The sequence below is a fragment of the Aerococcus sanguinicola genome (genome assembly GCF_008726925.1).
Classification (GTDB): domain Bacteria; phylum Bacillota; class Bacilli; order Lactobacillales; family Aerococcaceae; genus Aerococcus.
Genome location: NZ_VYWO01000004.1, coordinates 190,987 through 205,553, shown reverse-complemented (window position 1 = coordinate 205,553; position 14,567 = coordinate 190,987). Strand labels below are relative to the sequence as shown.

At 48.7% G+C, this 14,567-nt stretch carries 13 protein-coding genes; 9 read left to right on the top strand and 4 right to left on the bottom strand.

What is annotated here, in order from left to right; translation table 11 throughout:
• Nucleotides 1-365: 365 nt before the first annotated feature.
• Entirely contained in the window at nucleotides 366-1,832 is a 1,467-nt protein-coding gene (locus F6I03_RS07310) for an MFS transporter (protein WP_070431467.1), read from the top strand.
• A 195-nt stretch (nucleotides 1,833-2,027) separates the two neighbouring features.
• On the opposite strand, the gene F6I03_RS07305 is transcribed toward F6I03_RS07310, so the two are convergent.
• Both F6I03_RS07305 and F6I03_RS07300 read right to left on the bottom strand, forming a co-directional pair.
• Nucleotides 2,028-3,395 (bottom strand): HD domain-containing protein, encoded by a 1,368-nt coding sequence (locus F6I03_RS07305; protein ID WP_070431466.1) that lies wholly within the window; start codon nucleotides 3,393-3,395, stop codon nucleotides 2,028-2,030.
• Nucleotides 3,396-3,413: 18 nt separating this feature from the next.
• Complete coding sequence (locus tag F6I03_RS07300; RefSeq protein WP_070431465.1) at nucleotides 3,414-4,235, bottom strand: lipoate--protein ligase family protein; 822 nt, start codon at nucleotides 4,233-4,235, stop codon at nucleotides 3,414-3,416.
• Nucleotides 4,236-4,364: 129 nt separating this feature from the next.
• Here F6I03_RS07300 and F6I03_RS07295 point away from each other — a divergent pair, with 129 nt between their 5' ends.
• The 5 genes from F6I03_RS07295 to F6I03_RS07275 all read left to right on the top strand — a co-directional run bounded on the left by F6I03_RS07295 (nucleotide 4,365) and on the right by F6I03_RS07275 (nucleotide 9,146).
• On the top strand, nucleotides 4,365-4,805 hold the full coding sequence (locus F6I03_RS07295; protein ID WP_070431464.1) for a DUF1934 domain-containing protein: 441 nt from the start codon (nucleotides 4,365-4,367) through the stop codon (nucleotides 4,803-4,805).
• Nucleotides 4,806-4,870: 65 nt separating this feature from the next.
• Complete coding sequence (gene rpoE / locus F6I03_RS07290) at nucleotides 4,871-5,467, top strand: DNA-directed RNA polymerase subunit delta (protein WP_070431463.1); 597 nt, start codon at nucleotides 4,871-4,873, stop codon at nucleotides 5,465-5,467.
• A gap of 245 nt (nucleotides 5,468-5,712) precedes the next feature.
• Complete coding sequence (locus F6I03_RS07285; RefSeq protein ID WP_070431462.1) at nucleotides 5,713-7,323, top strand: CTP synthase; 1,611 nt, start codon at nucleotides 5,713-5,715, stop codon at nucleotides 7,321-7,323.
• Between the two features lie 193 nt (nucleotides 7,324-7,516).
• The gene (locus F6I03_RS07280) at nucleotides 7,517-8,776 is read left to right on the top strand and encodes a UDP-N-acetylglucosamine 1-carboxyvinyltransferase (RefSeq protein WP_070431461.1); all 1,260 of its coding nucleotides are present in this window, start codon (nucleotides 7,517-7,519) and stop codon (nucleotides 8,774-8,776) included.
• A 112-nt stretch (nucleotides 8,777-8,888) separates the two neighbouring features.
• Nucleotides 8,889-9,146, top strand: coding sequence for a type B 50S ribosomal protein L31 (locus tag F6I03_RS07275; RefSeq protein WP_070431460.1), 258 nt, complete (start codon nucleotides 8,889-8,891; stop codon nucleotides 9,144-9,146).
• 118 nt (nucleotides 9,147-9,264) lie between these two features.
• On the opposite strand, the gene F6I03_RS07270 is transcribed toward F6I03_RS07275, so the two are convergent.
• Nucleotides 9,265-10,185 carry a LysR family transcriptional regulator gene (locus F6I03_RS07270; protein ID WP_070431459.1) on the bottom strand — a complete coding sequence of 307 codons (921 nt, stop codon included), beginning with the start codon at nucleotides 10,183-10,185 and terminating at the stop codon, nucleotides 9,265-9,267.
• A gap of 483 nt (nucleotides 10,186-10,668) precedes the next feature.
• On the opposite strand from F6I03_RS07270, the gene F6I03_RS07265 reads away from it, so the two are divergent.
• Nucleotides 10,669-11,607, top strand: a complete 939-nt coding sequence (locus tag F6I03_RS07265; protein WP_083290617.1) for a LysR family transcriptional regulator — start codon at nucleotides 10,669-10,671, stop codon at nucleotides 11,605-11,607.
• An 89-nt stretch (nucleotides 11,608-11,696) separates the two neighbouring features.
• Nucleotides 11,697-12,413, top strand: coding sequence for a class A sortase (locus F6I03_RS07260; protein ID WP_070431458.1), 717 nt, complete (start codon nucleotides 11,697-11,699; stop codon nucleotides 12,411-12,413).
• Between the two features lie 430 nt (nucleotides 12,414-12,843).
• Here F6I03_RS07260 and F6I03_RS07255 read toward each other — a convergent pair whose 3' ends face one another.
• Nucleotides 12,844-13,605 carry an SMI1/KNR4 family protein gene (locus F6I03_RS07255; RefSeq protein WP_070431457.1) on the bottom strand — a complete coding sequence of 254 codons (762 nt, stop codon included), beginning with the start codon at nucleotides 13,603-13,605 and terminating at the stop codon, nucleotides 12,844-12,846.
• 172 nt (nucleotides 13,606-13,777) lie between these two features.
• Between F6I03_RS07255 and F6I03_RS07250 the strand changes: the two genes are divergently transcribed.
• Nucleotides 13,778-14,566, top strand: a complete 789-nt coding sequence (locus F6I03_RS07250) for a hypothetical protein (protein ID WP_070431456.1) — start codon at nucleotides 13,778-13,780, stop codon at nucleotides 14,564-14,566.
• Nucleotide 14,567: the final 1 nt, after the last annotated feature.

Genomic DNA, 14,567 nt, shown 5'->3' with positions numbered 1-14,567 from the left:
TTTTCATAAAATACTTTGCCCTAAAAAGCCCGTTATTAAGGGATTGTTAAGCCTTTATTAGTCAAAAATAAGAAAAATATAACAAATTCACATAAAACCGCTTCCATTTTGGAGAGGAGTATGCTATTCTAGTGCTTGTAGATCGGTGCTCTGAATCTTTTTGCAAGCTTATAACTTGGTAAAAAGTTGGGCTGATAAGGTCTACGGGCCGAAGCCTTCCTTGAAGCGATTCGGTTAAAAAGAAAGTTGGCTAAGCTGTGAATTCGGTCACTAGCTCTCTTTTTTTAGCCTAAAATGAAAACGGTTTAATGGAGCTTCGGAGCAAAATTTAAGGGAAAACGCCCTAAAATATTGGAGGTATATATATGGCAAAGTTTGAATTAGAGGATGCGAAATACCATCGCGCGAAAAAATGGGAAATTGCCCTGTTCTCGATGAACAACTCGGCATCTAACCTGTATCTTTTCGCTTTTGGTTTCCTCACTTATTATGCAACTGGGGTGGCTGGTCTGACCACACTCTTAGTTTCTTCGGTTCTGGGCATGGCCCGCTTATTTGATGGGATCATTGACCCGACGATTGGTTTTATTATTGATAACTTCAACAGCCGCTGGGGGAAATATCGTCCCATTATGCTGGTATCAAATATTGGTCTGATCTTATCTTTCTTAATGATTTTCAACCTGCATAATTTATCTGGAACGACACAGACAGTCATGCTATTTATTTCTTTAGTTTTCCATAAAATTGTCTACTCCTTCCAGCAAACGGTTACTAAGGCAGCCCAATCAGCCTTAACTAATGACCCTGAGCAACGGCCGCTCTTTACTTTATTCGATACGGCTTTCTCATCTATTGGGGTCTTCGCTGTTGGACAATATGTCGTATCAAACTTACTTTTACCACAATATCAGAATGAGTATAACGGCGACTTCTTTAGCGTCTTCATTCCTGGTATCTGTGTAGTTTCTCTTGTCTTAACGATTCTCGCTATGATTGGTTTATCCCGTAAGGACCAGACCCGCTACTTCGGTCTGGGCCATGAAGCAGACCAGAAGCTCTCCCTACGTGATGTCTGGAGCATTATTAAAGGCAACCGTCCTTTACAAATCCTGGCGCTCTGCGGGGGCCTCGTGAAGTTTGTTGCCCAATTGATCGGGGACCAGACCTTCCTCGTCCTCCTCTTCGGGATTATTCTGGCTGACATGCAGTTAGTCGGTCAAGTCTCCCTCTACCTCATCATTCCACAATTCATTATGATCGCTATCTTTACACGGATTGCGGGTAAGAAGGGTCTGAAGTTCACCTATTCGACATCTATTATTCTGGGCTTAGTGTCATGGATCTTGATGACTGTTCTACTGGCAGTAACTCCAGATACCACCCAACTCTTCTCACCAGCTGGCTTCTTGGCCTACTGCTTCTTGGGCCTTTGGATTGCTGCAAAGATCTTTACAACTTATCCTACATCAACTGTTCTTACCATGTCAGCTGATATCACAGACTATGAAACCTCCCGTACGGGTAAGTATGCGGCTGGGGTTATCGGGACGATCTTCTCCCTAACAGACTCTATTGCATCCTCTCTTTCACCTATCGCTCTTGGTTTAGTTTTTGCAGGGATCGGCTATGTTGATGGCTTCCCACAACCTAACGAACCCCTAAACCCAGCCCTGATGCAAGGAGGCTACATCCTCTTAGGAATCATCGTTGCAGTCTTTGTACTAACAGCTATTTTGATTCACTTCTACCCACTGGATCCTGAAACCATGGAAGAAGTTCAAGCTAAGATCGCCGCTAAGAAGGCACAAAAAGCTAATGAAACAGCTTAATTAAAGTCAAAAACTTATGAATTAATTTTTGCCAGGAGAGTGACTCGATACTCTCCTGTTTTTTGTATTGTCCGAGGATTTTTTATTAGCTCTTCGCGCCTTTCTGAATAAAGCCTGTCAGCCAAAAAAGCGACCGGGACTAAGTGTCTCGGTCGCTTTTTAAAGCTGCTATCAAAACTTTATTCGGCCCCTCGACTAGGAAGTCTGGCTGGGCTTGAGTTTGCCCGTCCCAGTCATTTGGTGGAGGTCGTCCAGGAGGGGCTGGAAGAGGTTGAGCTTGTCCGGGTTCTTACCGGCATAGAGTTCGCTAGGGAAGTAGAGGCGCTGGTCTCCAATTTCCTGGCCGGTGACGGCACGGATGAGCTGGCTGGCCTGGGAGAGCTCGGTGGTGGTCCCATCCTTGCTGATAATTTCTAACTGGGTCCGCGGCTTCTTGGCATTGGGCCGGTAGAAGTCATAGGGGAGGTCGAAGTTGCTGTTCTGGGCGGTATAGTAGCTGGTGTCGTAGCCCAATGCCTGGATCTTTTCTTTGACCTCGTTTACTAGGGCCTGGTCTTCTGGTTCATAAGTGACGGACTTGAAGGGCTTGCGGTTGATGTAGCGGTGGGAGAGGTCGGTGAGGATAGGGTCATCACTCGTGGCTAGCCAGTGCTGGAAGTAGGTCTCTAAGACCCCATCATCTAAGTGGAGGTAGTCGCTGAGTTCCCAGTTCCCTCTGAAGAAGGGGAGGAGGAAGGGGGAGGTCTTCACGAAGTACTTAGGATTTGTCTGATAGAGGGCCTGAGCCCGGGCTAGGAGGCGGCTGAGGAGGACTTCCATGCCCCGGGAGACGGGGTGGAAGTAGACTTGCATATACATTTGATAGCGGCTGACCACATAGTCTTCCACCGCATGCATGCCGGCCTCATTGAAGATGATACCTGTCTTAGCGGGGCGCATGACGCGCAGGATGCGGTTGAGGTCGAAGGTCCCGTAATTGGTTCCTGTAAAGTAAGAGTCGCGCAGGAGATAGTCCATCCGGTCGGCGTCGCACTGGCTCGAAATCAGCTGGACCACCTGGGGGTTGGGGTAGGAGTGGTCGATGACAGCCGCTACTTTTTGCGGAAAATCGTCGCTGATGGCCGAGAGAATCTGGTGGACCTGGGTTTCTGGGCTGAGGATAATTTGCCGGGTGATGGCCTCGTGGTCGGTATCGAAGAGCTTCTCGAAGGTGTGGGAGAAGGCCCCGTGACCGATATCATGGAGGAGGGCTGCACAGAGGACAACCAGGCGCTCGCTATCATCCCAGAGGCCGTCCCCTGCTTGTTGGGAGGGATAGTTGCGGACGAAACGGTCGCAAATACGCCGGGCAATATCATAGACCCCCAGGCAGTGGCTGAAGCGGTTGTGGACCGCGCCGTGGAAGGTGAGGTGGGCCGTTCCCAGCTGCTTGATCCGGCGCAGCCGCTGGAATTCCGGTGTATTGATCAGGTCTAGGATCACCTGGTGCTGGACCCGGATCTCAGAGTGGACCGGATCGAGGAAAATTTTTTCGCGGATATCTTGTTGGCGACTAAGGGACATGGCTGGGCTCCTTTCCTCTTAAATATCTTGGTTGCGTTTGGTCATCTTAGCCAAGTCCTTGCTGAGGTCTAATTGGTCCAGGGCAAGGGGGCTTTGGCTAGCTGTATCAGCGCTTAGGGCCTCTTGGATGGCAGCCTTGAAGCGACTTAGCTGCCCTAATTCCGGCACAACATCGGAAACATTGTGCATGCTCTCAGGGAGGACATCAGGGTAGTCGTCACGCTTAGCCTCTTGGACGTGACTGGCCTGGTAGAAGTCACGGATTAATTGGCCGCGGCGGATCTGGTCGCCTTCGAGGGAGACATAGGCTGAGATGCCGATGGCCGACCCGATGCGGCGCTGGGCCAGGCCAGCGATTTTTTTGCCCTGGAGGCTGAGGTCATAGCTACCTGGACAGTAGGACCGGGTAATTTCACCTGCTTGGACTTCTTCTTGGTAGGGAGCAAAGATTTGGTTCATTAAGCGGACGAGGACTTCGTAGCCGTCATCGATACTGAGCCGGCCGTCTTCTGGCTTGATGAGGAGGCTGAAGTTGAGGATGCCCGGGTCACTTACCACAGCGAGGCCACCGGAGGGACGGATGACAGGCGTGTAAGCAGAGTGCTTGAGGAAGTTGACCCCAGCTTGGAAGTCAGGAAGCCGGGTATCCACCATACCGAGGTAGACAGCGGGGTCCCCCGGCCAGAAATGGAGGACAGCATCCGCTTGGAGGTCTTCCTTACTCAGGCAGCGGAGGAGGTAATCATCAACTGCGAAAGGACGGAGGGCTTGGTCAGTAGGCACGAATTCATCGACAATGGCCAAGCGGGGGCTTTCTGAATAGAGGGCACTAATAATCACAGCAGTCACACTTTCTATACTTAATTTACCCTAAGTATAACCTAAATTAGGCCTGGACAAAATGCTTGAGGCCTTTTCTTTTCCCTGTATTTCGTGTAGGATTAGGGGAAGACAAGTGGAGGTGGCCAGATGCCTAAGGGAAAACAAGCAGTCCATGTGAATTTAAGGAATCGAATCAGTCAAGCGGGGTCCAAAGAAGACCTGCAAGTCAACAGCCAAGGAGCCTATTTCCGTTTAGGAGACAAGCACTACCTGGAATACCAGGAGGAAGTGGCGGACCAAGGACCTGCCCAGGTCCGGGTCAAGGTCGATCTGAAGGCAGGCCGGGCCCTTATCCAAAGAAAGACCGCTGATGCTGCCATGCGCCTTCCCCTGGTGCCTGGACAGGCTGTCCCTAGCCACTACCAGGTCGGCCCCTACCGGATTCCAATGACGGTCGAACTAAAGAGCCTGAGCCACGATCTGGCAGCGGATAAGGGGAGCCTGCGCCTGGTCTATGAGATCTCAGACCTTGATGACCAACCCATCCGCCATGAATTAAAATTGCATTACCACGCTGAAATAGTGTAAAATTATAAGGAATGGATATTTTTTGATACCTAGTAATAGAGGAAGCTTGAAAGGATGAATAATCAGTGAAATTAGAACGTTTAGATCATCAAAATAAATCAGAGCTCTCAATGATTGAAGTGGCCCACGAAATCTTAAGAGAAAGCAACCAAGTCTATGAATTTAACCACTTATTAGAAGAAGTCCAAGAATATATGGGACTGACAACTGACGAATTAGAGCAGCGGATGGTCCTTTTCTATACCCAAATGAATGCGGATGGCTCTTTTATCTCCCTAGGGGAAAACCGTTGGGGGCTCCGGGCTTGGTACCCCGTGGACTCCATTGATGAAGAGATTATCTCAACTATTGATGATGATGACATTAAGAAGAAGCACAAACGCTCGAAGAATGTCCTCACAGCCTTGGATGAAGATGTTATCGACTATTCGGATGATGACCCGGAAGACCATGAAGGGGAAGAAGACGACTACGATTACGATGATGAAGACGAGGACGAAGAAGATGAAAGCCGGGAATTAAATGACTACCGGGCAGACCTCGACGAATTAGGGGATGATGATCCCGAAGATGAGTTAGAAGATGGCTTAGAGGGCGACCTGGGAATCATTGATGATGATGATTTGGATGAAGACGATGAAGACGAGGACGATGACCTCTAGTTTCTAGTCCAAGCTAAGACTTTCTTTTTCATAAGTTAGAAGCTAGCTTCAATCATTAGTACGAACTATCTAATATTATAAAATCATAAATCTGGCTTGACTTTGGACTGGCTTTGCCTTAGAATTTTATTTGGGCACTTTAAGAACGATAGTGAGTGAGCTCCTATTCCAAATGAGGAATGGGAGCTTTTTTATTTTTTGTCCTGGAGTGTTTGCCTCAATTCTAGGAAAGGTTGGACAAAAAAATGACTAAAGAAACGAAGTATATTTTCGTAACGGGAGGGGTCGTCTCATCGATCGGTAAGGGCTTGTTGGCGGCTTCCTTAGGCCGGCTCTTAAAGAATAAGGGCCTGAAGCTGACCCTACAAAAATTCGATCCCTATATTAATGTCGACCCAGGCACCATGAGCCCCTACCAGCATGGGGAAGTTTATGTGCTCGACGATGGGACGGAGACGGACCTGGACCTAGGCCACTATGAACGCCTGACTGATAGCCCCTTGAACCAGTATTCCAATGTGACAACGGGCAAGATCTATTCGGAGGTCATCGCCAAGGAGCGTCGGGGCGACTATCTGGGGGCAACGGTCCAGGTGATTCCCCACATTACGGACGCTATTAAGGAGAAGGTCCTCCGGGCAGGGGAGTCGACCCAGGCGGATGTGGTCATTACGGAGATTGGCGGAACCGTGGGGGATATGGAGTCCCAGCCCTTCATGGAGGCCATCCGCCAGTTGAAAAAAGACCTCGGCCCCGGGAATACCTGCTATCTCCACACGACCCTCCTCCCTTACTTGGAGGCTGCCGGAGAGCTGAAGACCAAACCCACCCAGCACTCGGTTAAAGAATTACGGAGCTTGGGGATCCAGGCGGACTTCTTAATTGTCCGCAGCCAGCTGGCCCTGCCGGAGGGGATGCGGGCGAAACTCTCAGGCTTCTGTGATGTTGAAGAGGACCACATCATTGAGAACCGTGATGTGGATACCATCTATGCCTTACCCCTGGCTCTTAAAGCTCAGGGGCTCGATGACAAGGTCTGCCAGGCCCTGGGGCTAACCGGCCTTCCAGAAGCGGATATGGCCAGCTGGACTCAACTGGTTGACCGCATTCATCGGGCCAAGCGCAAGCTCCGGATTGCTGTGGTCGGTAAATATGTGGCCTTACCCGATGCTTACTTATCGGTGGCGGAAGCCCTCCGCCATGCGGGTTACCAGGAAGGCCTGGAACTTGCCATTGATTGGGTCGATGCAGAAAGCTTGACCAGCCCTGACCAGGCCGCCCAAGTCTTGGCTGGTGCGGATGGTATTCTCGTACCCGGGGGCTTCGGTAGCCGGGGGATTGAAGGCAAGATAAGAGCAATTCAATACGCCCGCGAAGAAGGCCGGCCTTTCCTAGGGATCTGCCTGGGGATGCAGCTGGCTTGTGTGGAATTTGCTCGCCATGTGTGTGGACTGGAAGCTGCCCATTCTGCAGAAATCCAGCCCCAGACGCCGGACCCGATTATTAGTTTGATGGCGGACCAAGTGGCCCAACGTGAATTGGGCGGAAGCCAGCGCTTGGGGGCCTATCCTTGCCGCTTACTTGAAAGCAGCCTGGTTCGGTCAGTCTATGGTCAAGTAGAGATCTCTGAGCGCCACCGCCACCGTTATGAATTCAACAATGCTTATCGCAGTCAATTGGAAGAAGCCGGGCTTAAATTCTCAGGCTTGTCTCCCGATGGCCAGCTGGTTGAAATTGTTGAATTACCGGACCATCCCTTCTTCATCGCTAGCCAATTCCATCCCGAATTCTTGTCCCGTCCAGACCGGCCCCACCCCCTCTTCTTAGCCTTGGTCCGTGCCGCTAAGAAGCATTAATTGTGCTTTTATCTATGAAAAGCTTTCAACTTTAAACTTTTCTTAAAAACTTCGATTGGGGCTGTCAAAGGAATAAATATCCGTTATAATGTTAACTTGAGAAGATAGTAATTTTTTTATGTTATCGAGAGAATACTTGCGCCCAAGCCAAAACCCACTTAGCGATTTTGCTTGGGGACGAAAGGAATGCAAAATGAAAAAGTTTATCATAAATGGTGGTAAACCGTTAAAGGGAGAAGTTTTAGTTAGCGGTGCTAAGAATAGTACGGTCGCTTTGATTCCTGCTGCTATTATGGGGAATAGCCCAGTCAGTCTAGACGGTGTGCCAGATATTGCTGACGTCAAAGCCCTGATTGAGATTTTAGAAGATTTTAACTGTGACGTATCATTTGAGAACAACCATCTCGTCATTGACCCGGAGCATATGGTCAATATTCCCATGCCGGAAGGTAAGATTCAGAGTCTTCGGGCATCCTATTATTTTATGGGCGCGCTTTTGGCCAAGTATGGGGAAGGTGTGGTTGGCTTGCCAGGAGGCTGTTCCATCGGTCCACGGCCTATCGACCTTCACATCAAGGGCTTCGAAGCCTTGGGGGCAGTGATTGAGAACCAACAAGGCGCCATCCACTTCTCTACGCCAAATGGCCTCCATGGGGCAGAGATCTACATGGATGTGGTCAGCGTGGGAGCGACCATCAATGTGATGTTGGCGGCTACCATGGCAGAGGGCAAGACGACTATCGAGAATGCTGCCCGCGAACCAGAGATTATCGATGTTGTCTCCCTGCTCAATAAGATGGGGGCTAAGATCAAGGGCGCCGGGACGTCGACCATCCGTATTGAAGGGGTCGATGAGCTGACGGGCACCAACCATCAGATTATCCCCGACCGGATTGAAGCGGGCACCTATCTCACGGCAGCTGCTGCCGTTGGTCAAGGGGTAACCGTGAAGAATGTCATCTTTGAACACATCGAAGGCTTTGTGGCCAAGATGGGAGAGATGGGGGTACAGATGGATATCTATGAAGATGAGATCTATGTCCACCCAGCCCAAGATGACCTCAACATGGTAAGTACTAAGACCATGCCTTATCCAGGTTTTGCGACTGACCTCCAGCAGCCCATTACCCCCCTCTTGCTCAAGGCCCAGGGGGAAGGGACGATTGAAGATACCATCTATCCTAAGCGTATCAAGCACATTCCTGAATTGGTGCGCATGGGAGCCCAGGCCAAGGTGATCAATGACCAAATCCATCTGACAGGACCAAGTGCTTTGCGGGGGGCAGAAGTGACAGCTTCTGACTTACGGGCTGGGGCTTGCCTGATTAATGCCGCCTTAATGGCAGAAGGACGGACCGAACTCTATGGGGCTGAACATATCCTTAGAGGTTATGACAAGATTGCTGACAAGCTTCAACAGCTAGGGGCAGATATCGAACTCGTTGAAGACTAGAAAAAATAAAAAATCACATTGCATTTCGCCATGTGATGTGATAGTATACTACTGTTATGTCAAAATAATCTCTGGCTAGCAGATAGTCAGGGCGCAAAGGAGAGAAAGAATAATGAAACAAGGCATCCATCCAGACTACCAACCCGTTGTATTTATGGATACAACAACAGGTTTTAAATTCTTATCTGGTTCAACTCGTGGTTCAAACGAAACCGTTGAATGGGAAGATGGGAATACTTACCCATTAATCCGTGTTGAAATCTCATCAGATTCACACCCATTCTATACCGGTCGTCAAAAATTTACACAAGCCGATGGTCGTGTGGACCGCTTCAACAAGAAATACGGTCTTACCGACAAGAACGCTTAATGAAGGGTCTATTGATCCAAGTGAGCAGCTCATGGGAGCTGCTCTTTTTTTGTCTTTCGTGACTGGCTCTGCTAGTATGGGGAAGAAGCTTGTCGGATGGACCGATGATTTATGGCTTTCACTTTTCTTCCGGGGCTGAGCGTTTGACGGCTTCCTTGAGCCGTTGGATGTAGGCTTGGGCAATTGGATTAAGCGGCTGGTAGTTATGGGTGATATAGCCGATTTCAATGGCCTCCTCGCAGTCTAAGGGCTTGGCCAGGATGTCGCCGCCGTTGAGGTCTGAATTAATGATTCCTGAACAGATGGTATAGCCGTCCAAACCGATCAGTAAATTGAAGAGGGTCGCTCGGTCGGAGACAATAATGGACTTGTCCGCAACATGGTCGGCCAGGACTTCTTCCCAATAATAGAAGGAATTGTGGACCCCTTGCTCATAGCTGAGTTTGGGATAGGGGGCGAGGTCCTCAAGCGTCAGCCAGTCCCGCTCAGCTAGGGGATGCTGGGCATAGATGAAGACATGGGGCTGGGCTTGCATCAGAGGCGTGAAGCTGAGCTCCCGTTCAGCCAGGGCATTGGCGATGACTTGCTGGTTGTAGCGGCTGCGGTAGAGGACACCGATTTCAGACCGCTGGTTAGCCACATCGTCAATGACTTCATAGGTCCGCGATTCTTTGAGCGTGGCTTGGTACTTGGGATAGGCATTCTCCTTGAGCAAGCGGACGAAGGCATCGACAACGAAGGCGTAGTGCTGGGCCGATACGCTGAAGATCCGACGGGGGCGCTCGCTCTCCTGGTAGCGGGTCTTGAGGAGGTCGACCTGGGCGAGGATTTGTTGGGCATAGACTAGGAAGTCTTCGCCTGCCTCTGTCAGCACAGCCCCCTTCTTGCTCCGCTTAAAGAGCTGGACCTCCATCTCTTGCTCCAGTTCTTTGATGGCGTTGGAAAGGGAGGGTTGGGAGAGGTAGAGGGCCTTGGCGGCTTGGGTAATGGATCCCGTCTCGGCCACCTTACTAAGATATTGTAATTGTTCGATGCGCATAAATTATCCCTCCGCTTTCTCTTTTGGTCCATTATAAAGGAAGCCGGGGCTGGGAATTAAAGTTTAAATAAAGAACAAAAATTGGTTTATTCTATAATAAATTTGCCTTAAGTATGGATAAAGTTTTCGATGATACATGCTTGAAAGTAGAATCAAATCACTAGCTTGATATAGTTTTGACCTTGTTTTTTCCTTGTGTTTATTTATTTTCTAGACCGCCGCGGTCTGTTGGCGAAAGGCCGTGAAGGCAGACTTTTGCGATACATTTTTGCTTAGTTAAAGAGGGGCTGACCGCTTCTTTTAATCGATTGAATAGATTTTCAGAATGGCTATCATTGGGCAGCTTGGATAAAATTATCAGTAAGACTTTTCGTTCTTGAAGAAATTCTTGACGAATGATCAAAAGAGGAATGTGTTATATTATCGATTAGATATAAGTCTAGAAAGTTATAAGTGGAATAAATATAGAAGAGGTATTGACTAATGATTGAAATGAAGGATATTGAATACGTAAAAGCAATCCATGAGCATAGTATACTGACTAAGGCAGCGGAGAGTTTATTCATTACCCAGCCTTCCCTCAGTATGTACATCAAGAATATGGAAGAGCGTTTGGGCTACCATCTCTTCCAACGGGTCGGTAAACGTCTAGTCCTCAACTATGCTGGGGAAGAGTTCGTCAAGTATGGCAATGATATCTTGACCATGCGTGATGAGTTAGAGATGACCATGCAGACCATCAAGGATAAGAATTATGGGCGTATCCGGATCGGTATCCCTCTAATTCGCGGCTCCTATCTCATGCCACCCGTACTTCCCGAATACGAAAAGCTCTACCCACGGGTGGAAGTGCAGTTGGTGGAAGAAACCGCAACGATCTTGGAAGACCGGATTATGAACGGGGACTGCGATATTATTATCATTAATGCCAGCAACGAGAATGCCAACCTGACCTATGACAAGATTGGCACAGAAGAAATCTTGGTTGCCCTTCCCCATGACCACCCTGCCGTTGCCACTGCTGTCGACAATCCTGATTCCAAGTATCCGATGATTGATCTAGCAGACTTACAGGATGATCGCTTCATTGTTTCGACTAATGATACCAAGATCAGTCGGGAGATGGACAAGCTCTTCAGCCAGGAACACTTCCATCCTGCCCGCACAATCAAGACGAATAACATCCAAACAGCTGTTAATTTAACCATCCGGGGTTACGGGGTTTCCTTGGTTTATGAGAACCACTACCGCAATCTCAACCTGAAGCAAGAGAATGCACCCCGTCTCTTTTCTTTCTCCTGTCCAAGTTCTAAGTCCGATGTGATCATCGCCTATCGTAAGGGCATGCCCCTACCGAAATATATGGAAGATTTCATCGAATTAGCTAAGAAAATCTTCTCTACGGCCTTGCAGTTTAATTAATTTTTAAACTTTTTATAAGTAATATGACTTGTCATCCCTAGGGAAAACTAAGATAATAGCTCTATAGTAAACGATTTAGGGGGGCAAGTATGCGTCAAAATCTTACACGTCTTCTGGGAGTAGTCCTGATTGTGATTGGACTTTTCTTCCTTGGCCAGCACTATATCAGTGGCTACCAGATCAAACAGAACCAAAATGATGTTGCCATTGAGAATATGACGGCCGATCAATTGAAGGATAACCAGACTAAGGACGCGGTCTTTGACCATAGTGAAATCCGCAATGTGAGCGAGAAAGAAGTGCGTGAATCACGGGAGCGGATTAAGAATGGTTATGCCGATGTGAATGTCATCGGGGCCTTGGCCATGCCAGAGGCTGATGTCAAGGTTTCTATTATGAAAGGGCTGAGTGAGGATGTCCTCCTGTCAGGGGCAGGAACCTTCTATCCTGACCAGAAGATGGGTGAAGGCAACTATCCACTGGCCAGCCATAATATGAATGTGGTCCAAAAAGGCCTCCTCCTCTCGCCGATTGTCGACAAGGCCCAAGTGGGTCAGAAGATTTATATGACTGACTTGGAGAAGATTTACGTCTACGACACTTACTTTGTCGAAGATGTGCCACCAACCCGGGTCGACCTGGTGGATCCTGATCTCTTGGATCCGGAGAGCCAGCAGCCGATCATTACCCTGATGACCTGTACGGACGATGCCACGGAACGTCGGATTGTCCAAGGCCGTCTCGTGGAGACCCAAGACTTTAGCCAGGCTAGTCCTGACTTACTGGCACTTTTTGAAAAGGATTAGATTAGACTTTAGCCTCAGCTTGCCTGGGGCTTTTTGTTTGGGATTAAAGTGTGCAAGTGAGCATGCGTTGCGCTTTTGAATTTGATCATTAAAAAGCCGTGGCATCAGTTCGGGCCAAGATCCCTCGCCTAGCGTTCTTCAAACGGCTAGTATGGCTAATCCCCTACTATCCGTAATTCACAACCCTTGCTTGGTCACGGCTAATGATCAAATTCAAAGCTCCGCTCCTGCTCAAAAATAAATGATAGAATTTTTACTTTCTATATATCGATATACAAACAGAAAGCCCAAGTGCTCAGCTTTTGAAGTGAGCTATTGTATGAAGAAAGTCCCAAATACTTTTGTAATTTTGTGTTCTAAAATAATAAAAAAACAGCCCCAGTCGACGCTGTGATATAGCATGGGTTGACTGGAGCTGCTTTTGTTTTGTCTAACCTTCCTGGCCGATGAGGTCATCGAAGCCTTGAGGAAGGAGAGGGCGGAAGTAGTCGGTTTGGAAGGTCAGAGCTTCTTTGGCGACTTCTACTAGGCGAAAGTCTTGGGACTGGAGGAAGTGGCGGAGCCAGTGGAAGTACCAGGTCTTGTCGGCTTGCCCCTGGAATTCTTCGAAAAGGCGGGCTAATTGGTCGGGATGTTTAACGGCCAGGAAGGCAGCGTTAGCCCGGTGGTAGGTCCGCATGGGCGGTGCAGGTAGGGCAAAGCCCCGGGATTCGAAATGTTGGATAAAATAATCGAAATTAGGGGCCAGGTCCATCCACTGGTCGGTTTCCAAGTCGTGGTAGCGGACACTAGGGACCTTGGCTAAGCCGCGTCGGTCACGGGTCCTGCTATCGTGAGGATCATAGTCCAAGAAGACGATCCGGTCACCGTCTTCGTAGATAATCAAGCTAGTTTCAGGCAAGCAATCCCGGTGCTTGAAATGGTCCTGGAAGGCCAGGCTAGGAATGAGGTAATCTTGCTTAACCGCTTGGGGGAGGAGTCCAGCGAGATAGGGGATGTACACGGCGCTCAGTGAATCCGAGGTAGGGGCACTGGTGGGATAATAGGATTTGGAGGTATAACCGCCGTTCTGTTGGGTGAGCAATTGGTGGTAGCCCAGGGGCAGGTCGTCTACCATAATTTCCCCGTAGAGGGGGCTAGTCGGCAGGTAGGTGAGTTGTTGTTTTTGGAAGGCTAGGCCAATGAGATGCATATTCTTCGCTCCTTTAAATGGGTACAGTCTCTCTCATCTTAATACAAGCAGCCAAAGAAAGTAAAGCTTGAGATTTGCTAAGGCCGGCGATTTTGGGCTTTTTAGTCAAAGCTTATAGTTTTTTGTGGAGGGAATATGCTATTATTAAGGGGTATGATAAGGAGGTGGGGACGTGATTGAGAATTATATTTATATCTTAGTGGACGAGGTATCCAACCATGTGTTGTCGCGTGGTTTGGGACTCACTTATCTGCAGGGCAGCATGAAGAAGAAACCACAAAACTTGCTGATTCTATCCTGCCAAAAAGACTACGGCCAAGTGGATGAGCACACGCACTTCAAGCTTATCCGTGGTGAACGGAGTGTGCAAGATTTCTTAGCTGGTCAGAGTCGCTTACCTTTTCCAGATACGAAATGGATAGATTATTATTCCCAAGAACTTCTGCACCAGCTGACTCCAGGTGAAATCGCGGAATTATTATACCTGGGCCATGTCAACCGCCACCTGCATTCGCCTTTCTTCTATAAGTTGCAGAATAATTATGTCTTCCTTCCGATGGCGAATGGGATCTTGAAGACTTATTACCGGGATGTGAAGGAATTCTACTTCCAGCTCGCTTGTGTGATACGGGACAAAGTTCTGGCCCAACGTCCCGAGCGCCGTTCCTTATTCGGCTGGCGCCCTTATAGTGCGGGAGAAGAAGCCAAGCTAGCCTTGCCCCCGATGCAGGTCATGCAGGAGATCCGTCCTTTGTTAACCGAAGGAGTTATTTTTGACTTCAGCCAGTTGGTCTGGCGGGAAGACCAGGCTATGGAGATACCACTCTTATTGGCTGAAGACCAAGTCGACGATATTCTCCAACACAAGCGCACGATTCTTTTGGCCAAGCTAAGCTATACAAGTAAAGATAAAAAATGGGCATTTGAGCGCATTGCGGATGCCAACCTATTTGGAGGTTAAA

What these genes read in the sequence shown, in the direction of transcription:
- F6I03_RS07310 (WP_070431467.1), top strand. Translation starts at nt 366, where the DNA reads ATGGCAAAGTTTGAATTAGAGGATGCGAAATACCATCGCGCGAAAAAA.
- F6I03_RS07305 (WP_070431466.1), bottom strand. Translation starts at nt 3,395, where the DNA reads ATGTCCCTTAGTCGCCAACAAGATATCCGCGAAAAAATTTTCCTCGAT.
- F6I03_RS07295 (WP_070431464.1), top strand. Translation starts at nt 4,365, where the DNA reads ATGCCTAAGGGAAAACAAGCAGTCCATGTGAATTTAAGGAATCGAATC.
- F6I03_RS07285 (WP_070431462.1), top strand. Translation starts at nt 5,713, where the DNA reads ATGACTAAAGAAACGAAGTATATTTTCGTAACGGGAGGGGTCGTCTCA.
- F6I03_RS07280 (WP_070431461.1), top strand. Translation starts at nt 7,517, where the DNA reads ATGAAAAAGTTTATCATAAATGGTGGTAAACCGTTAAAGGGAGAAGTT.
- F6I03_RS07275 (WP_070431460.1), top strand. Translation starts at nt 8,889, where the DNA reads ATGAAACAAGGCATCCATCCAGACTACCAACCCGTTGTATTTATGGAT.
- F6I03_RS07270 (WP_070431459.1), bottom strand. Translation starts at nt 10,185, where the DNA reads ATGCGCATCGAACAATTACAATATCTTAGTAAGGTGGCCGAGACGGGA.
- F6I03_RS07265 (WP_083290617.1), top strand. Translation starts at nt 10,669, where the DNA reads ATGATTGAAATGAAGGATATTGAATACGTAAAAGCAATCCATGAGCAT.
- F6I03_RS07260 (WP_070431458.1), top strand. Translation starts at nt 11,697, where the DNA reads ATGCGTCAAAATCTTACACGTCTTCTGGGAGTAGTCCTGATTGTGATT.
- F6I03_RS07255 (WP_070431457.1), bottom strand. Translation starts at nt 13,605, where the DNA reads ATGCATCTCATTGGCCTAGCCTTCCAAAAACAACAACTCACCTACCTG.